The sequence below is a fragment of the Planococcus faecalis genome, assembly GCF_002009235.1.
Classification (GTDB): Bacteria; Bacillota; Bacilli; order Bacillales_A; family Planococcaceae; genus Planococcus; species Planococcus kocurii.
In genome coordinates this window covers 1,270,584-1,289,643 of sequence record NZ_CP019401.1, presented here as the reverse complement: position 1 = coordinate 1,289,643, position 19,060 = coordinate 1,270,584, and the positions used below count along the sequence as shown (strand labels likewise).

General features: G+C 41.2%; 20 protein-coding genes and 1 other annotated feature. Of the genes, 3 read left to right on the top strand and 17 right to left on the bottom strand.

The window, feature by feature from the left end; all coding sequences use genetic code 11:
* Positions 1 to 2 precede the first annotated feature (2 nt).
* The 6 genes from ytpR to AJGP001_RS06430 form a co-directional block, all read right to left on the bottom strand.
* Positions 3 to 611 carry a YtpR family tRNA-binding protein gene (ytpR, locus tag AJGP001_RS06455; protein ID WP_071154605.1) on the bottom strand — a complete coding sequence of 203 codons (609 nt, stop codon included), beginning with the start codon at positions 609 to 611 and terminating at the stop codon, positions 3 to 5.
* Positions 608 to 1,423, bottom strand: coding sequence for a DUF1444 family protein (locus AJGP001_RS06450; RefSeq protein WP_058385774.1), 816 nt, complete (start codon positions 1,421 to 1,423; stop codon positions 608 to 610). Before AJGP001_RS06450 ends, ytpR begins: the two co-directional genes overlap by 4 nt.
* 64 nt (positions 1,424 to 1,487) lie before the next feature.
* Complete coding sequence (locus AJGP001_RS06445; protein ID WP_071154606.1) at positions 1,488 to 1,805, bottom strand: thioredoxin family protein; 318 nt, start codon at positions 1,803 to 1,805, stop codon at positions 1,488 to 1,490.
* A gap of 12 nt (positions 1,806 to 1,817) precedes the next feature.
* Positions 1,818 to 2,309, bottom strand: coding sequence for a hypothetical protein (locus AJGP001_RS06440; protein WP_245830246.1), 492 nt, complete (start codon positions 2,307 to 2,309; stop codon positions 1,818 to 1,820).
* Positions 2,310 to 2,392: 83 nt separating this feature from the next.
* Positions 2,393 to 2,911, bottom strand: coding sequence for a DUF84 family protein (locus AJGP001_RS06435; RefSeq protein ID WP_078080281.1), 519 nt, complete (start codon positions 2,909 to 2,911; stop codon positions 2,393 to 2,395).
* Between the two features lie 41 nt (positions 2,912 to 2,952).
* The gene (locus AJGP001_RS06430) at positions 2,953 to 4,026 is read right to left on the bottom strand and encodes a M42 family metallopeptidase (RefSeq protein ID WP_058385778.1); all 1,074 of its coding nucleotides are present in this window, start codon (positions 4,024 to 4,026) and stop codon (positions 2,953 to 2,955) included.
* Positions 4,027 to 4,192: 166 nt separating this feature from the next.
* On the opposite strand from AJGP001_RS06430, the gene AJGP001_RS06425 reads away from it, so the two are divergent.
* Positions 4,193 to 4,507 carry a PepSY domain-containing protein gene (locus AJGP001_RS06425; RefSeq protein WP_058385779.1) on the top strand — a complete coding sequence of 105 codons (315 nt, stop codon included), beginning with the start codon at positions 4,193 to 4,195 and terminating at the stop codon, positions 4,505 to 4,507.
* Positions 4,508 to 4,533: 26 nt separating this feature from the next.
* Here the strand turns inward: AJGP001_RS06425 and AJGP001_RS06420 are convergent, their stop codons facing one another.
* The 6 genes from AJGP001_RS06420 to pepV form a co-directional block, all read right to left on the bottom strand.
* On the bottom strand, positions 4,534 to 5,388 hold the full coding sequence (locus tag AJGP001_RS06420) for a YtnP family quorum-quenching lactonase (RefSeq protein ID WP_071154607.1): 855 nt from the start codon (positions 5,386 to 5,388) through the stop codon (positions 4,534 to 4,536).
* 22 nt (positions 5,389 to 5,410) lie between these two features.
* Complete coding sequence (gene trmB / locus AJGP001_RS06415; protein ID WP_071154608.1) at positions 5,411 to 6,061, bottom strand: tRNA (guanosine(46)-N7)-methyltransferase TrmB; 651 nt, start codon at positions 6,059 to 6,061, stop codon at positions 5,411 to 5,413.
* A gap of 123 nt (positions 6,062 to 6,184) precedes the next feature.
* A complete protein-coding gene (locus tag AJGP001_RS06410; protein WP_078080280.1) occupies positions 6,185 to 7,111 on the bottom strand; it encodes a diacylglycerol/lipid kinase family protein in 927 nt (308 codons plus the stop codon).
* Positions 7,112 to 7,144: 33 nt separating this feature from the next.
* Entirely contained in the window at positions 7,145 to 7,672 is a 528-nt protein-coding gene (gene thpR, locus AJGP001_RS06405; protein ID WP_071154609.1) for an RNA 2',3'-cyclic phosphodiesterase, read from the bottom strand.
* A gap of 93 nt (positions 7,673 to 7,765) precedes the next feature.
* On the bottom strand, positions 7,766 to 8,614 hold the full coding sequence (gene dat / locus AJGP001_RS06400) for a D-amino-acid transaminase (RefSeq protein WP_071154610.1): 849 nt from the start codon (positions 8,612 to 8,614) through the stop codon (positions 7,766 to 7,768).
* Positions 8,615 to 8,631: 17 nt separating this feature from the next.
* A complete protein-coding gene (gene pepV / locus AJGP001_RS06395) occupies positions 8,632 to 10,005 on the bottom strand; it encodes a dipeptidase PepV (protein ID WP_078080279.1) in 1,374 nt (457 codons plus the stop codon).
* A 302-nt stretch (positions 10,006 to 10,307) separates the two neighbouring features.
* Between pepV and AJGP001_RS06390 the strand changes: the two genes are divergently transcribed.
* The gene (locus AJGP001_RS06390) at positions 10,308 to 10,529 is read left to right on the top strand and encodes a DeoR family transcriptional regulator (RefSeq protein ID WP_058385785.1); all 222 of its coding nucleotides are present in this window, start codon (positions 10,308 to 10,310) and stop codon (positions 10,527 to 10,529) included.
* A 39-nt stretch (positions 10,530 to 10,568) separates the two neighbouring features.
* Here AJGP001_RS06390 and AJGP001_RS06385 read toward each other — a convergent pair whose 3' ends face one another.
* Together AJGP001_RS06385 and AJGP001_RS06380 are read right to left on the bottom strand one after the other, a co-directional pair.
* The gene (locus AJGP001_RS06385; RefSeq protein WP_071154611.1) at positions 10,569 to 11,282 is read right to left on the bottom strand and encodes a pseudouridine synthase; all 714 of its coding nucleotides are present in this window, start codon (positions 11,280 to 11,282) and stop codon (positions 10,569 to 10,571) included.
* Positions 11,283 to 11,292: 10 nt separating this feature from the next.
* Positions 11,293 to 12,897, bottom strand: a complete 1,605-nt coding sequence (locus AJGP001_RS06380; protein ID WP_071154612.1) for a putative polysaccharide biosynthesis protein — start codon at positions 12,895 to 12,897, stop codon at positions 11,293 to 11,295.
* 129 nt (positions 12,898 to 13,026) lie between these two features.
* On the opposite strand from AJGP001_RS06380, the gene AJGP001_RS06375 reads away from it, so the two are divergent.
* The gene (locus AJGP001_RS06375) at positions 13,027 to 14,292 is read left to right on the top strand and encodes a BaiN/RdsA family NAD(P)/FAD-dependent oxidoreductase (RefSeq protein ID WP_078080278.1); all 1,266 of its coding nucleotides are present in this window, start codon (positions 13,027 to 13,029) and stop codon (positions 14,290 to 14,292) included.
* Between the two features lie 633 nt (positions 14,293 to 14,925).
* Here the strand turns inward: AJGP001_RS06375 and leuS are convergent.
* The 3 genes from leuS to AJGP001_RS06360 all read right to left on the bottom strand — a co-directional run bounded on the left by leuS (position 14,926) and on the right by AJGP001_RS06360 (position 18,993).
* Positions 14,926 to 17,337: a leucine--tRNA ligase gene (gene leuS, locus AJGP001_RS06370; protein WP_078080277.1), complete on the bottom strand. Its 2,412-nt coding sequence runs from the start codon at positions 17,335 to 17,337 to the stop codon at positions 14,926 to 14,928.
* A 42-nt stretch (positions 17,338 to 17,379) separates the two neighbouring features.
* Positions 17,380 to 17,585, bottom strand: a binding site (T-box leader).
* A 44-nt stretch (positions 17,586 to 17,629) separates the two neighbouring features.
* A complete protein-coding gene (locus AJGP001_RS06365; protein WP_071154613.1) occupies positions 17,630 to 18,283 on the bottom strand; it encodes a 3-oxoacid CoA-transferase subunit B in 654 nt (217 codons plus the stop codon).
* Between the two features lie 17 nt (positions 18,284 to 18,300).
* Positions 18,301 to 18,993, bottom strand: a complete 693-nt coding sequence (locus tag AJGP001_RS06360; RefSeq protein ID WP_078080276.1) for a CoA transferase subunit A — start codon at positions 18,991 to 18,993, stop codon at positions 18,301 to 18,303.
* Positions 18,994 to 19,060: the final 67 nt, after the last annotated feature.

The window sequence follows — 19,060 nt, the reverse complement described above, 5'->3', positions numbered from 1 at the left end:
CATCACGCCTTTACTTTGAAAGTTGAACCGATTTCTGCATCATCAGACAAGACAAGAATTCCTTTTTCCTCTGGTGCATCTGGTAAAGCTAGCTCTTTTGCCGAACAAATCATTCCAGACGATGCCACTCCCCGAAGTTCTGCATCACGAATGATCATTCCTGAAGGCATTACAGCTCCTACTTTTGCCACAACAACTTTTTGTCCTTGCTCAACGTTTGGAGCACCACAGACAATCTGTAATTGCTCATCTCCAACAACTACTTGGCAAACATTCAATTTATCAGCATTTGGGTGTTTTTCTTTAGCTTCTACAAATCCAATAACAAATTTCGGTGAAAAATCGACTTCAAGCGTAAAATCAATACCGTTTTTAGCTAGTGCATTTTGCAAAGATGTTACAAGCTTTTCAGACACTTCTACTTGTTGGCCTTCAGCTAATTCTGCATAGCTTGAAGCGTTGAATACATTAAATCCAGCAATCGTTCCCGTTGCATCTTTGATCAATGTAATATCCCCAAATTGTTCTGGGTTAATTTTTTCTGGAGTTTCTGTTTGCAGTTGAACGAGCAACACATCGCCAATTCCTTCGTTGTTATAAAATACATTCATTTTTTATCGTTCTCCTCGTTTGGTCTATTTTTTGCCATAATGAAAATCGGCTCTAATTCGTCATTTTCATAAATGAACGATAAGGAAGTGATCGGCACTTTGCCATTCGTAAAGAAATGCATAGCCATTTGCGCGAGCACGTCGTATCCCGTTTCATTTCGGATATCGCCTATAATCAATACATCTTGATGAGGTACAGATACGGTCATATCCCCTGTAATTTTAGCTTTCATTTCTTTTAAAAACGATTCGTTCAAAATTCTTGAAGCGTCATAACCATCGTTTTCGTTAAGAAAATAAAAGATATTGCCAGCAACATGGTCTTCTTTCACAGCAGTTTTTAGTTTCTTCACTTGAAATTTCGCAATTTCCTTAATTTGCTCTTCTGTGAGACTTAATGAATTTACCACATTTTCATCAATTAAGCGATAGGTAGTACCAGCATCTAAAGCAAAATAAACGCGTGTTTCTGCAGTATGTTCAGCTGTGATAAATTTATGGCCCTCATTAGATTCAGTTGGGAAAGAAGTTGAGCGAATAACCGGAAAAATATGTTCGGTCGATTTCATTTCTCCTTTCGCTTCTTTTTCCATCGCTTCAAAAGTTTCCGTAATGGTATAAACGATTTCTTGAATCGCTGCATCACCTTTTGCTTCGAATCGGTTGATTACTTGCGGCAAGGAAATACTCATGCCTTTACCGAGTTCTTTGTGTTGAATGTTGACAACATCTTGTTCGCGGTCAAAGCGCCATTCTAGTTGGCGGCTTGGCATACGCTCTCTTAATATATTAAAAAGTTCAGTAGATTTCATCGTTGGTTGGCCTCACTTTCATAAATAAACGGTTCAGCCAAGTATAGGCGAACCGTTTTTGTTGTTATTGCGACAAATTCGAAACAAACTCTTCGATTTCTGCCTGTGTTTTACGGTCTTTGCTAACAAAGCGTCCCGTTTCCTGTCCATTTGCAAAACCAAGAAAACTAGGAATGCCATAAATATCTTGCTCAATACACAAATCGATAAACTGGTCGCGATCCACTGATACAAACGTATAAGCTGAAAACTTCTTTTCGATATCAGGCATGATCGGATCAATTACACGGCAATCTGGACACCATGCTGCAGTGAACATAAAAACAACCTTTTTTTGCTTCGTTAATTCGTGAAATTCATCCGTAGATTGCAAGCTTCTCATTTGAGTAATCCCCTATTCATTCTTCGCGATTGAGCGTACAGTTTTCATCATCCAGTCCATATTTTTTGGAAGTTCGTTTTCGTTTGTAGTCGTCGTCAAGCTCACTCCACCCGCACTAACAACTAGTTCTAACTGATTTTCCGCAACTTCTTTAACTGTTGTAAATCCGAAACGACCGTTTTGCTGAAACGTCTCATCTACCAGCCATTGCTGATCCGAATCAACTTTTTGCAAATCATAGAAGAAAGTACTTGTAGCTTTTTCGTTCGGATTAATGACTAAAGCAAAAGAGTTTTTGCCATTTGTGATTAAGCGGTTGAATTCATCCGCTGTTTCTTCAATAACGTAATCATTTGGTACAAACAAATCGACTTGCCCAACCATTTCATTGGGATTTTCCGGCTTTGCCTGAAACGCATCCCGTGCGTTCGATACTCCCTGTAAAACCTGTTCTTCCGGCGCTACCGCACAGCCAGACAATAGGCCTAGCAGCACAGCCAGCATAAAAATCCTTCTATATCGAGGCACGCACATTCCCCCTGACATCACTGCTATTTATTTTAAAGGTGTTTTCAAAGACATGCAACTTAATCGCCGTCTCTCTGATACTGCCCAATTAATAATTTAACAACGTGACCGAACATTTCTCCTCGATTAACAAGGCCATCCGTTAAAATACCAATGGCTCCTTTATGATGACGGATCCCACTTTCGTTGGCGTAGTCATCCATGATTGTACCAAGTTCAGTACCCGAACGAAGACCTGCTGCAATTTCCTCTGGTAGTGGAATTTGAGCACCCGCTGCTGTAAACAAACGTCCGTCTTGAGTTGCTAACGCCCCCCAATTGCATAAGTATAAAATCTCTTCAACTTCATATACTCCGCCTTCTAGCCCGATAGCAAAATCTTGATCTCCTAATGCATTTTTGGCTCTGTTAACTGCTCCTTGACGCGTTTCTTGCTGAGAAAAAGGCTGTGCTGAAACTTCCGATTCAGCATCTACAGCGGATAAATCAACAGCCCACTCTAGGTTTTTAAATACATTTGACACTGCCGTAATTTTCGCAGGATTTTTTGATGCAATTGCTACACGATTTTTTCTCATCAATAGTATTCCCTTCAAAAAAAGAGCCCTGCAGGCACTTTTTAGACATTTTTTTGGATGGTTTCAAGCGTTGTTCGATCTGTCGCTTTTATAAGCTTCACTAATAATTCTTTAGCTGCTGCATAATCGTCTGTGTGAATGATTGACGCTGAAGTATGAATGTAGCGAGAGCAAATTCCAATTACTGAGCTTGGAATTCCTTCATTGGCTGTATGTACTCGTCCTGCATCTGTTCCACCTTGTGAAACAAAATATTGATACGGAATATTATGTGTTTCGGCTGTATCCAATATAAATTCACGCATACCACGGTGAGTGACCATGCTCTTGTCTAGAATACGTAATAATGTCCCTTGACCAAGCTGGCCAAACTCATTTTTATCGCCTGTTGCATCATTGGCCGGACTGGCATCTAGTGCAAAAAATAAATCTGGTTTGATCATCGTTGCTGCTGTCTGTGCTCCTCGCAAACCAACTTCTTCCATCACTGTAGCGCCTGAGAACAATTGGTTCGGTAATTTTTCATCTTTTAGTTCTTTTAAAAGTTCAATCGCTAAGCCACAGCCATAACGATTATCCCATGCTTTCGCCATAATTTTCTTATCATTAGCCATTGGAGTAAACGGGCTGAATGGCACAATTTGTTGCCCAGGTTGGATGCCAAGTGCCAGTGCGTCTTGTTTATCATCGGCACCAATATCAATCAACATGTTCTTAATGTCCATTGGCTTACTGCGAAGTTCTTCGCTTAATAAGTGTGGGGGAATAGAGCCGATCACACCTGGAATTACCGTGTCGCCTGCCATGATGTCTACACGCGTAGCTAACATCACTTGGTTCCACCAGCCACCTAAAGGCTGAAAACGAATCATGCCATTATCGGTAATTTGGGTGACCATGAATCCCACTTCATCCATATGACCAGCAACCATAATACGCGGGCCGTCTTCTTGACCATCTTTAACGCCGAAAACGCTTCCTAAATTGTCTTGAAGCAAGCGGTCAGCATATTTCCCCAGCTCTTGTCGCATAAATTTACGGACAGCGTGTTCATTTCCTGGTGCTCCTGGTAGTTCGGTTAAGATTTTAAACATTTCAAGAGTTTCCGTATGCATATTAAAATTCCCCCTAATTCATTTACCTTTATCAAGTTTAGTGCTTTTATCAGATAATTTCCAGTTTTATACTCTCTTTTTTAAAATAACTAGACTTTCAAGCTTTCATTTCGTCCTTCAAAATATTTATGGTACAATTTATCCACTAAGCAGAGGAGGGATTTTAGTGAAAAATCGTGATTTACTTATTGGATTTGCTACAGGCATCGCAGCTTCGTATTTAGCAAAAGAAGTCTATAATCGTACAGAAAAGCTATATCCAGCAGATGACGTATTAAAAGAAGTTAAATCTGCATTTAAAGAAGAAGGCCCTATTGATGGTTCTTGGATTTTTATGAAAACCGAGCCTTATAAGCAGCATGCATTAACAACTGAAGTCTATAAAGGCGGTATTACTCGCCATAAAGAAGATGAACTTCAACAATTCGAATTTTTAGCTGATGCTTTTACCGGTGCAGTGATCGAAGTAAAACAAGTATAAAAAAAGGAGCCCATAGGCTCCTTTTTTTATAGAATTTTTTCTTTCCGCTCTAGTGCTTCGACAATTTCTTTGCCGTCTGTACTCCACTTCAGAATGCGGTAATACGCATCGTGATAAAAGCTAAAATAATAGCCGTTTTCCAATGCTTCTTTCATCAGCTTTTCTTTTGCGTAAATTGAATCCATCGGGTAATCATCAAAAGCTAACACCCATAATGGATTTTGATGCGCGTGAGTTGGCATGATGTCGGCCATATGCAAAATCGTTTCATGGCCACTAGTCATTTTAATGACACTATGGCCATCTGAATGACCTCCGGTATGAATGAGCGTGATAGCATCGAACAAGGTTTTTTGACCTTCAAAAGTTTCGACTTGATCGACTATAGGTTGCCAATTTTCTTTCCAGTAAGTGTTTCGTGAGCGAATATTCGGATGTTGCATTTCATTCCATTCTACTGCTGATACGTGGATTTTAGCATTTGGAAAAGTAGAAACCAGCTCTTCGCCTTGCCATTTCGTTAACCCCGCTGCATGATCGCCGTGAAGATGAGTCATTAAGACGGTATCAATATCTTCAGGTGCTAGCCCAAGCTCCGCCAAATCTTCTTCTACTCGCGACTGCTCAGAAACACCTAGGTTTCGCAACTGACGCTCTGTCAATTTGCCATCACCAAGACCGCTGTCGATCAGTATATTATGACCTTCAAACTGGACAAGTATAGGATGTGTTGGTAATTCAATTTGATTTTTTTCATTGGTTGGATAACGTTTTGACCAAATGACTTTCGGTACTACCCCAAACATCGTACCGCCGTCTAAAAAAGTCGTGCCCCCATCAAGCCAAGTTAAGTTCATCTCGTGAAATTGAAATTTCTGCATTCCCTTATCCCCCCTATTATGATCAACTACCTGAAAACTGTGCTTCCATTCGGTAAATTGGTTGGCCTTTTTTCGAGAATTTTTCTTCGTACTCGGTCATAATGTTCCATTCAGGCTCATTGTCATGAAGATCCAATGACACCTCTTTTAATAACATACCATATTCAGAAATACTCGTGAGTGAATATTCGAACAGGTTTCTATTGTCAGTCTTAAAGTGAATTTCGCCTTTTTTAGGTAAAACGGCTTCATATAATTTAAGAAATGATTCATGTGTCAACCGGCGTTTTGCGTGACGTGTTTTTGGCCACGGATCTGAAAAGTTTAAGTAGAGTCTGTCCACTTCACCTTTTTCGAAATAATCAGCAATTTTTTTTGCATTAACTTTTAAAAGACGTAAGTTTGGAACGCCGTTTTCTTGTTCAAGAACTGTCTCAAGAGCTGTGACGATGACACTATCAAACAGTTCAATGCCGATGTAGTTGATGTCTGGATTTGCTTTTGCCATTCCAATAATAAAGCGGCCTTTACCGGTCCCTGCTTCGATATGAAGCGGCTGATTATTGCCAAAAATTTCGTTCCACTTGCCTTTTTGTTGTTCTGGATCTGGTATAACAATCTCCGGGTGATTATCGAGCAAATCTGCTGCCCATGGTTTAAAACGTGATCTCATGTTTCATCCTCTTTCTATTTATATAAGCTGAGCTAGTAATTCTAACCTGTCGCAAACCAGTACCTGCATCACGAAGCGTACTTTGTCATCGGCAACTGTTATTGACTTAAAACTCCTTTTAATTCAACTTATATAGTCGGTTAATTTTATTGATTGCCAATCGGTTTGACTTACTGTGTAGCTGACTAAATCGTTTGCTGGGCTCATGCCAGCATCATCTCCATCTACATGACGGCATACTGGCTTTTCGGTCGAGAGCCAAAATTCTGTGCTGCTCATTTGAATAACTTCTTTGAAACGTGTATGTGCTCCGCTGAATACCGTACCAAAAACCAGCAATAGTTTCAAACGGGAAATTTTGTGAACGACCGTCAATTCAAGTAAACCATCGTCCGTTTTTGAGGAAGGCGAGATTTTCATGCCCCCACCAAAATAAGGTTGGTTGTTGACAGTCGCTAACCAAACGTCTTTGTAAGTAACTAGATTACCGTCGCATTTTACAGACAACGTAAACTTCTCGAATTTCAATAAAGTCCGGATGACATAGACAACGTAAACTAATTTCCCTAGACCCAGTTGGTTTAGTTTTTTCTTAAGAGGTGACCGGTTAACCGAAATGGATATTTCTGCATCAAAGCCGATACCTGAACTGCTAACAAACTGAAAAGCTTTGCCGTTAGTGAATTCACCAAGGTCTTGCCGTTTGGGCAACGGCTTGTGAAGAAATTGTTCAATTACCTGCGCATCTGTAAAAGTGCCGTAAGCACGTCCAAAATCATTGCCTGATCCTGCTGCTATTGAACCAACAATCAATTTTTCAGATCCTGCTGCACCTGCAATAATTTCACGCAGCGTACCATCTCCACCAAAGCCGATTAAGAGAGCAACTTGTTTACTTTCCCGGTAGTTTGCAGCAATAGCTAAGGCGTGTCCAGAATATGTAGTGACGACTTGTTCGAATGGAAACTGAATTGTTTTCTCAAAGCGGCGCCATCTTTTCAAGGCTCGACCATTCCCAGCTGCAGGATTAATAATAAATACTATTTTCATAAACACTCGCCTTCGGATGTATTAGATGGGTCTTTAAAGCCGATAATCGAAGATCTTTTGATAACGTGGTATTTCTTTCATTGCAATTCGGAACAGTGAAAACTCCGTCACTTCAAATTGCATCTGATCAATTGAAAATTGCGGTTCTGCAGGCACGCCTCCTGCCCATTTACTAGCCAATGTGATATGCGGCACGAATTCTTTCAGGTTGGGACTCATCTGTAGCGAATCCAAAGTATGGACAATTTGTCGCTGAAGCACATTTAATTCTTCACAACTTTCAAGAGAGGCATAAATTATACGTGGAGTTACCGGGTTACCGAAAGTCTTAATGCCATTCACTGTTAGTTTAAATGGCTGCTGATTGGTTCTGGCTAGTAGTTTTTCAATTTGATCTATTTCGCCATTCACATCTTCGCCAATAAACAGTAAGGTAATATGCATATCTTGAGCTGGGGTTTGCCTTTTATGACTTTTCAACTTCCAACTGTCTCGTTCTGCAACTAAGTTCTCTGCAATGTTCTGTGGAATTTTTATGCCCACAAAGTAATGTGGTTTCATTTAACGTCACCTCGCTTCAGTTTACCATGTGCACGGATACAAAAAAATAGTGATTGGCTTGAGCCAATCACTTTTCTTCTGATAAATGATGGATTACGATTTTACGCCGACTCCAATGCGCGCTTCAAAAGCGGCCTGTAATTTACGCGTCAATTCTCCAGGAACACCTTGACCGATTTTTTTATCACCAATTACGACAACTGGCATTACTTCAGTGGTCGTTGAAGACATGATAAATTCATCCATTTCAAGTGCTTGAGCTTTTGTGAAAGGTGTTTCTTCTACTGGAATTTCCAACTCTTCACATAATTCAAGAATTACACGTCTCGTAATGCCATTTAAAATAAGGTTGTTAGCAGGATGGGTATAAAGGATGCCGTTTTTAATGCCATACATATTCGATGAACAGCCTTCTGTCACGGTTTCACCACGATGCAAAATCGCTTCAAAATATCCTTCTTCATAAGCTTCTTGTTTCGCTAGTACATTGCCGAGCAGGTTCAAGCTTTTAATGTCACAACGCAACCAACGAATATCTTCGATAAACTTCGCCGTTACTCCAGACTCTAAACTCCCAACTGGACGCTCCACTGATTTCGTATTGCCGGTAATCACAGGATTTGCTTGTGTTGGGAATTGATGCTGTCGTTCTGCAGCGCCACGCGTAACTTGAACGTATACCTGACCGTTATCAATCATGTTCAATTCCACAAAATCATACATCATTTTATGAAAAACATCTTTTGTATAGGGAATAACAATTTTGATTTTATCAGCACTTTCATAGAAACGGTCAATATGTTCTTTTGCTGTAAACAAGTTGCCGTCATAAACACGAATGACCTCGTAAATACCGTCTCCAAACTGATAGCCACGATCTTCTTTCGAAATCACCAAATCCTCTTCACGAATAAACTCACCATTATGCAATATCAAATCCATAGCTAATCCCTCTTCCCTTATTTTTTACAAGCCAATTGATAAATTGCTTCTGCGTAAATTGCAGTTGCTTTAACTAAATTGTCGATATCGACAAATTCATCTGCTTGGTGCGCAACGTCCGGCTCACCTGGAAACAGCATACCGAATGCTACACCTTTATCAAGTACGCGCGCATATGTGCCCCCACCAATAGCAAGAAGGTCTGCTTTGTCGCCTGTTTGTTTTTCATAGGCATTTTGTAGCGTCTTGATAAATGAATCGTTTCCATCCACGTAATGAGGAGGAGAATTGGACGCAATGTCCAGAACAAAATCCTTGAGTTGATAAGCCGCGATTTTTTCTTCAAATGGATAACTAATGGAATACCGCATGCTGACTGTAATCATCGCTGTTTTCTTTTTCTCAAAGCGAATAATTCCCGCGTTAAATGTCGTATCTCCTGACTGTTCATCCATAAACTCCAGTCCCAGTTTGCGACCACGCGAATCTTGATAAAACGTATCCGCGACAAATGACACAAATTTCTGGCCATCGCCTTCTAAGCGATCTTTCAAAAATAATGCCAGTAAAACCCCTGCATTGACACCGTCTTCAGGCTCCATGGCATGGGCTGACTTTCCATTTAACGTCAACTCGGTCGAGCCGTTATGCTGTTCGACGACTCCTGTAACATTGTGTTCTTTGCAAAACGCTTTAAAATCTTCCTGCCATTCTGCTAGTTGGCCATTTAAAATGGCGGTTGCTTGGTCAGGCACCATATTGGTTCGATGACCTGCAATAAAAGATTCTAAAATCGCATCTTCATGCATGGAAAATGTTGAAAACACCAAGGTTGCGATCCCCTTTTCAGCATTGATGATTGGGAAATCCGCATCTGGTGTAAAGGCAATAGAGGGCATTTCTTCTGTTTTAAAATAACGATCCATGCAGCGGAACTCACTTTCTTCATCGGTTCCAATAATCAACCGCACGCGTTTTGTAAATTCTACGCCTGCTTCTTTTACCATGTTCAAAGCCGTCCATGCGGCAATTGTCGGACCTTTGTCGTCGATCGTGCCTCTGCCATAAAGTCGACCATTTTCAATTTCTCCACCAAATGGAGCTTTTGTCCATCCACTTCCCACTGGCACAACGTCAACGTGCCCTAAAATACCGAGCAATTCTTCACCTTGCCCAATCTCAAGATGCCCTCCAATGTCCCCTACATTTTTTACTGAATAGCCTTGAGTTTTTCCTTTTTTTAAAAACCAATCCAATGCCTGTTTAACTTCTTTTCCAAAAGGAGCCGTTGGTGTTGTGTCGTCACTTAACACGCTGGGAATCGCCACTAATTCCTGTAATTCTCTCAGCATGGTCTCTTTGCGTTTGTTAGCTTCTAGCAGCCAATCCATGGTTCACACTCCTTTTTGTTATGGCTATTGTACACCTTTTTCCATCAAATTAAAGAATTTGTGACAATTTGCATAAAAAATTCTGTCTTTCTATTGTTATTTTTGTGTAAAGATAGAGGGAAATCCTAGAATTCGATATGTTTTTCCGGTATACTGGAATTGTCAGACTAGTCAAATTGACACACTATTTTAGGAAAAGGGGCTGTCTTTGGCATCAATCATAAACCAGCTGTATAAATCTCAGCCTATCGTCCGCTAGTCTTTGCCAATGGGAAAAAAGATGAAGGAGTGGTTCTATTATTATGAAACCCACAACCGATCGCATGCTCATTCGAATTAAAGATATGTATAAGTACATTCTCGACAACGGGACTGTAACGACGCAAGATCTTGTCGATGAATTCGGCATCACTCCTCGCACCATTCAAAGAGATTTGAATGTGTTAGCCTTTAACGACTTGGTGACCAGCCCAACTCGAGGCAAATGGACAACGACGCAACGGAAAGTGAAAATGACGTCTTAAACAATTTCCTAAACGAAGAAAATGACCGCAGCTATGCGGTCATTTTCTTTGTTTTAAACTAGTTACTTCTTCTTCCGTTAAATGACGGTATTCTCCAAGACCAAGCTCTGGATCAAGACTCAGAGGTCCCATCGACAAACGTTTCAAATAAACTACCCGCTTGCCGACACTTTCGAACATCCGTTTAACTTGATGGAATTTGCCTTCAGTAATCGTCAATTCGATTTTAGATTCGGCACCAGTCTCAATTATATTTAAACTAGCTGGCTTCGTCACGTAACCATCGTCGAGCGCTACACCTTTTTTGAATGCTTCTGCATCCTCTTCTGTGACTTGTCCTTCAATTACTGCAAAGTAAGTTTTGTCTACATGCTTTTTGGGTGATAATAATTCATGGGCTAACTTGCCGTCATTCGTCAGCAACAAAAAACCTTCAGTATCTTTGTCCAGTCGCCCAACCGGAAACGGCTCGAAATGCTGTTCTTGTTCTCCCAATAAATCGATTACCGTTTGGTCGTATTTATCTTCGGTTGCAGAGATGACGTCTTGCGGCTTGTTCATCAGCAAGTAGATAAACTCAGTATAAACAACCGCTTCGCCTTCTACTGCTACTTGATCTGTCTGTTCATCTACATGTATTTTTGGATCACGGACAATTTCCCCGTTCACTTCCACTGCAGTTGATTTCAGTAGGATTTTAACTTCTTTTCTAGAGCCAAAACCCATATTCGAAAGGAATTTATCTATGCGCATTGTGTCACTCCTAAAAGCCTAATTTCCGAGAAATTTTCGTTATTTTTGATCCCATTAACTTTTGTGCTAGTCCTGTTTTCAGTCCAAGATAACCATAAACAACTATTCCCACACCACCAACTAAAAGTAAGCGCAACATTGATAATAATTTATTGTCCATGCCTATAAATAGATCTAATCCCGACATCGCTAAGAAAACCGCTCCCGCCATAATCACGTTTAAGATGACGATTAAAATAACACGTCTTCCAACCATTTGCGAACGGTAATTCATGGTTTTAGCGATGACCACCATGTTCATACCAATCGCTACTAAATAGCCAATAATCGTTGCAGCAATAGCACCGTCTGTTTCAAAGCGTTCGATCAACGGTGTATTTAATACTGCTTTTAATAATAAACCTATCGACAAGTTGATAATAATCCATTTTTGTTTGTTAATCCCTTGTAAAATAGAAGCGGTGACTGGGAAAGCCGAAAATAAAATTGCTACTGGTAAATAATGTGCCAGGATTTCAGATCCAACATCACTGACCTCGTAAAAGACATGGTATAACTCATCAGACAGCATCGTCATACCGATAACAGCCGGTAATGTCAAGAATAGTAGTAACTGTATTGATTGATCGAGTGTTCGCGATACTTGAAGATATTCACGACGCGTAAAATGTTTGGTGATCAATGGAATCAATGCCATTGAAAAGCCAGTTGCGAGCATCACAGGAATCATGACTAGCTTATGAGCAGTCAAATTTAAAATTCCAAGAAGATCGATTTCAGAGACATTCCCACCCGAGCTCATCGCTCGGTTAAATGTCATCAAATCAACAAATTGGAATAACGGATTGGCAATTCCTAGGAAAATAACTGGAACCGCGTAAATCAAAATCTCCTTGTACATATCACGTAACTTTACATCGTACGATTCAACGGAGTTCGCTAACAGACGATTATATTCAGGCTTTTTCTTTTTCCAGAAATAGGCTAGCGTCACAACACCACCAAGTGCCCCAACTGCAGCTGACAACACAGCAAATTGAATCGCCGTTTTTGGTGTACCTCCGAAGATATAAATTACTGCATAAGATCCGCCTAACAGGAAAATAATACGAACGATTTGCTCCACTAACTGTGAAACAGCGGTCGGCATCATGTAATTATAGCCTTGGAAAAATCCTCTCCACAAACTCATAAACGGCACGACAATTAATGCAAAGCTGACCCAGCGAATGGCTTCAGTAATGTCGCCTACTGAATAAATAAGCTCATCTTCAGAAATGGTGATGCGCGCTAGTGGTTCTGCGAAGATGTAAAGTAAAAGAAACGACACAAAACCAGTAATCATCATTGTCAAAAGACCTGACTTTAATAATCGCCTGCCGGTTTCATAATCACCGAGAGAATTGTATTTCGCGGTAAATTTCGAGAACGCAATCGGTGCACCGGAAATAGCCAGTGCCAGCATCAAGTTATACGGGATATACGCATATTGATAAAGTCCGATATTGTCTTTTCCTACCATGCTATAAAACGGGATGATATAAAGAACGCCAAGGATTTTCGATAAAAATAGACCCAAGGTTAAGATGGCTGTACCTTTAATTAATGATGACATTTTACACTTCCTGACTTGTTCGTGATAAAAACAATCTACACGATAGTTTACACCTATAGAAGAAATTACTCAACGTGTTTCGCTGCATCGTGTATACTTGAGAGAAAAACGAAAGCGAGTTCTTATTCTATGTATGACGTTATAATCATAGGCGGAGGTTCCTCCGGCTTAATGGCATCTATTGCCGCAGCTTCGATTAACCAAAAAGTATTGCTGATCGAAAAAGGTAAAAAATTAGGAAAAAAATTAATTATATCTGGCGGTGGACGTTGCAACGTCACCAATCGATTGCCACTCGATGAAATTGTTAAACACATTCCAGGGAATGGACGTTTTCTTCATAGCCCCTTTTCTGTATTCGATAACGAAGATATTATTTCCTTCTTTGAAGGACTTGGTGTTGCCCTAAAAGAAGAAGACCATGGCCGCATGTTTCCCGTTTCTAATCGGGCACAGGACGTAGCAGATGCCATGTTTAAAGAAATGGAACGACTCAACGTCACCATTTTATTGGATTCACCTGTGAAAAAATTATTAATGACCGATGAAAAAGTAACCGGTGTTCGTCTGCACACAGGTGAAGAATATACGGCGAAAGCAGTAGTTGTAGCGGTTGGAGGCAAAGCCGTGCCACAAACTGGCTCTACTGGAGACGGCTACCCGTGGGCAGAAAAAGCAGGTCATTTGGTGACAGAGCTTTATCCAACTGAAGTACCCCTTTTATCAAAAGAACCGTTTATCGTCAGTCGCGAGCTTCAAGGTTTGGCTTTACGCGATGCCGCTGTAACCGTATTAAACAAAAAAGGCAAAGTGCTTGTCACACATCAAATGGATATGCTGTTTACGCATTTTGGATTGAGCGGTCCTGCAATTTTGCGTTGTAGCCAATACGTTGTCAAAGAAATGAAAAAAAATGGTGGTCACCCAGTTGAAATGCGTATCAATACCTTGCCAGATGAAAATGCAGAATCTGCCTTTCAGCTGTTAAACAGTATGATGAAAGACGAACCCAAAAAATCATTGAAAAATGTTTGGAAAAGTTTAGCGCAAGAACGTTGGTTGCTGTTTCTTATGGGGCGTGCAGAAATTGATCCATTACTGACTGGTGCCGAATTGCCAAGTGACAAAGTACGCGCAATGGCTCAACAGCTAACCGCTTTTACAATGTTTGTTAACGGTACACAATCGATTGAAAAAGCGTTTGTTACGGGTGGCGGTGTATCGATCAAAGAAATCGAACCCAAAACGATGGCTTCTAAAAAGAAACCTGGATTGTATTTCTGTGGTGAAATTTTAGATATTCACGGCTACACGGGTGGCTACAATATCACGTCTGCATTAGTCACAGGCAACGTAGCCGGACAAAGCGCAGCACAATTTGCCAAAGAAAGTTAAAGAGAAGGCGGAGGTTAAACGCTATGGGTGACGTAACCGAGTATGTTCTGTTGCTAGTCTACTCCCTTCCACTGCTCATCATTTTCGGCGCCTTGTTAATTGGGCGTGCTTTTGGTAAAAAGAAAAAGAGTTAGTTTTCAAACAAATAAGAAGTGTCTATTTTGAATAACCTGCTCTAAGTGATTGCTTTTCACTCGTTCTCTTAAAAGCCCTTAGTCTATTTTTTGTACCATTAAATCACATTAAAGCTTATGTCCTATCAAAATTGGCCAAAGCCGTTCATAAAGACAAACAAGCTACTGGTAACAACACAAAAGAGGCAGACCGGAACTTCTCCGATCTGCCTCTTTTGTTATTCGCTTTAATAAATGCTACCGGAAGACTCCGCTTTTCTTTGTCTAGACTTTGTCTTCCAGCTCCTCGAGTCTTAAGTCAGCCCGACTGTGTGGCAAAACGCCACTTCGCCAGTCTGTCTTAAGCTTATCGGAGCTACCGGAAGACTCCGCTTTTCTTTGTCTAGACTTTGTCTTCCAGCTCCTCGAGTCTTAAGTCAGCCCGGCTGTGTGGCAAAACGCCACTTCGCCAGTCTGCCTTAAGCTTGTCGGAGCTACCGGAAGACTCCGCTTTTCTTTGTTAGCCTACTACGATGTTAACCAATTTCCCTGGAATGACGATGACTTTACGTACTTGTTTACCTTCTGTCGCTTTCTGGACTTGTTCGTCTGCAAGTGCAGCTGTTTCTAGTTGTTCTTTTGAGCTGTCTTTAGCGATTGACAGCTTAGTTTTTACTTTGCCGTTTACTTGAACTACAACTTCGACTTCATCGTCGACCATTTTCGATTCATCGAATTGCGGCCAATTTTCGTAAGAAATAGATCCTTCATGACCCAATTTCTGCCACAGTTCTTCTGCTACGTGAGGTGCGATTGGCGACAGTAATTTCACAAAGCCTTCTACGTATTCTTTCGGAATCGAATCGACTTTGTAGCCTTCATTGATGAACATCATCATTTGTGAAATAGCCGTGTTAAAACGGAGCCCTTCAAAATCGTCCGTGACTTTTTTCACGGTTTGATGATAAACTTTTTCCATTTTGCCATCGTTTGTGTCCGTGACTTTCGCACTCAATTGATCTTCATCCATCAACAAGCGCCAAACGCGATCTAGGAATCGACGAGAGCCATCTAGTCCGTTTGTCGACCAAGCAATTGATGCTTCAAGAGGTCCCATAAACATTTCGTACATGCGCAATGTATCTGCTCCGTGACTTTCGATGATTTGGTCTGGATTCACAACATTGCCTTTTGATTTCGACATTTTTTCGTTGCCTTCGCCCAGAATCATACCTTGGTTAAACAATTTCTGGAAAGGTTCTTTTGTTGAAACCACACCGATATCGTAAAGCACTTTATGCCAGAAACGGGCATACAGCAAATGAAGCACTGCATGCTCTGCACCGCCGATATAAACATCGACCGGCAACCAGCGTTTCAATAGTTCTGGGTCTGCCAACATTTCGTCATTCGTTGGATCGATAAAGCGCAAGTAATACCAGCAGCTTCCTGCCCATTGTGGCATTGTGTTGGTTTCGCGGCGCCCTTTCATGCCTGTTTCTGGATGAACAATATTGACCCAGTCCGTAATATTAGCAAGCGGTGATTCGCCAGTTCCACTTGGCTTAATATCCGTCGTTACCGGCAACATCAATGGCAAATCTTTTTCTTCAACCGGTGTCATCGTGCCGTCTTCCCAGTGGATGATTGGAATCGGCTCGCCCCAGTAACGTTGACGGCTAAACAACCAGTCACGCAAGCGGTACGTAATTTTCTTGTCGCCGACTTTCTTGTCAACTAGCCATGCAATGGCTTTTTCGATTGCTTCTTTTTTGTTCAATCCATTAAGGAAATCAGAATTGATCAATTCACCATCGCCAGCATAGGCCTCTTCTTTGATATTGCCACCTGATACAACTTCCACAATTGGCAAATCGAATTGCTGAGCAAATTCATAATCGCGCTCGTCGTGAGCAGGAACCGCCATGATGGCACCTGTTCCATAAGTTGCCAATACATAATCGGCAATCCAAATCGGCATTTTCTCACCACTCGCTGGATTTGTTGCATAAGCGCCTGTGAATACACCTGATTTGTCTTTCGCCAAATCAGTACGTTCCAAATCACTTTTCGTTTTAACGTCATCAATGTATTTTTCAACAGCCTGTTGTTGTTCTGCTGTTGTAATCGCAGCTACTAATTTATGTTCAGGGGCTAGTACCGCATAAGTCGCACCAAAAATCGTATCCGGGCGTGTCGTAAATGCGCGGAAAGAATGTTCCGTGTCTGCGACTTGAAATTCCAGTTCTGCGCCTTCTGATTTACCAATCCAGTTGCGTTGCATATCTTTCAAGCTTTCTGGCCAATCCAAGTCTTCCAAATCTTCAAGAAGACGATCTGCATAATTTGTAATACGCAACACCCATTGGCGCATTGGACGACGCTCAACCGGATGACCTCCACGTTCTGATTTGCCATCAATGACTTCTTCATTTGCAAGAACCGTACCGAGTGCCGGGCACCAGTTAACCGCTACTTCGTCAACATACGCCAGTCCTTTATTATACAGTTGAATAAAAATCCATTGTGTCCATTTGTAATAAGACGGATCTGTCGTGCTAATCTCACGATCCCAGTCATATGAAAATCCAAGTTCTTGAATTTGACGTTTAAAAGTTTCAATGTTTTTAGCTGTAAATTCAGCTGGGTCATTTCCAGTATCCAGTGCATATTGCTCTGCCGGTAGACCAAATGCGTCCCAGCCCATTGGGTGAAGAACGTTGTACCCTTGCATGCGTTTGACACGACTTAAAATGTCCGTCGCCGTATAGCCTTCTGGATGTCCTACGTGAAGTCCAGCACCTGATGGATACGGGAACATATCTAGTGCATAAAATTTTGGTTTTGATGGGTCATCCACCATTTTAAACGTCTTATTATCTTGCCAATATTTTTGCCATTTTTTCTCAACTAGTTTGTGATTGAATGTCATTTCCGATTCCTCCTCAAAATAAAAAAATCCCGTCCCTTAAAAATAAGGGACGGGATTTTCCCGCGGTACCACCCAAATTAGCGATTGCTCGCTCAACTTGATTCCTTAACGCGGAAAACGGTGTATCTTACTTAGTTTCACATACACGGACTCCAAGGCGAGTTCACTTGCGCATTTTACCAGCTTGCACCTACCGCCGGCTCTCTGTCAAAAATACACAAACTACTAGTCCTCTTCACTGTCATTGGTTATTGTCTCTATTTTAGACGAAGCGCTGTTTTTTCGCAATAGCTTAAGAAACTTTGACGTTTTCCGTATTCAACGGTGCGTCTGTAGAATCGATGATATCTTGAACAGTAAAGCCTTCAAATACCTCTGACAACACTAAACCACCTTTTGTTACTTCAATCACTGCACGCTCTGTGATGATTTTGTTGACTACGCCTTTGCCAGTTAACGGCAAATCACATTGTTTTTTGATTTTAGCAGACCCGTCTTTTGACACATGATCCATAATGACAATGACTTTTTTGGCACCATGCACTAAATCCATCGCTCCGCCCATGCCTTTAATCATTTTACCAGGAATCATCCAGTTGGCTAAGTCGCCATTTTCAGCTACTTCCATTCCACCAAGAATGGCGACATCAATATGTCCGCCGCGAATCATCGCAAAAGATTCCGCACTGGTAAAGAAAGACGATCCTGGGATTGTCGTTACGGTTTCTTTTCCAGCATTGATCAAATCCGGATCTACATTGTCTTCAGTCGGATAAGGGCCGATTCCTAAAAGCCCATTTTCTGATTGAAGCACAACACTTTTGTTATCGGAAATGAAATTCGCTACCAAAGTCGGCATACCGATTCCTAAGTTAACGTAATCGCCATCGTTGATTTCTTTTTCAGCGCGTTTTGCAATGCGTTCTCTGACTAATTGTTTATCCAATATTTCTCCACCCTCTCTTAAACAGTGCGTGTTGTAAGACGTTCGATGCGTTTTTCTTGGTCTGCTTGAAGCAAGCCTTGTACATAAATGCTTGGCGTTTGAACGTGATTCGGATTGATGTCACCGATTTCCACGATTTCTTCTACTTCCGCAATGGTAATTTTTCCAGCTGCTGCAGCAAGCGGATTGAAGTTTTGTGCTGTTTTGTTGTAAATCAAGTTCCCCATCTTATCGGCTTTATGTGCTCTCACTAAAGCAAAGTCAGCTCTTAAAGCGTGCTCTAGTACGTGTTCTTTGCCGTCAAACTCACGAATTTCTTTGCCTTCTGCAACTGTTGTGCCTACGCCAGCTGGTGTAAAGAAAGCTGGAATTCCGGCTCCGCCTGCGCGCATTTTTTCAGCAAGTGTTCCTTGCGGAGTCAATTCAACTTCGATTTCGCCCGACAATACTTGACGTTCGAATTCTTTGTTTTCACCCACATAAGAACCAATCATTTTTTTTATTTGTTTGTTTTTAAGTAGCAGTCCCAGGCCCCATTCGTCTACACCGCAGTTATTGGAAATGACGGTCAGATTGGTTATCCCTTTATCAACTAGTGCTAAAATAAGTTGTTCAGGTATGCCTACTAACCCAAAACCGCCCACCATAATTGTGGCACCGTCTTGAATTTGTTCAACTGCCTCTTTTGCAGAACTGTAAATCGGTTTCATTCCATTATGCCTCCTCTGACTCATCAACTAAAAAGTAATTAGTAAAACGCTTCCATAACTAATTTAA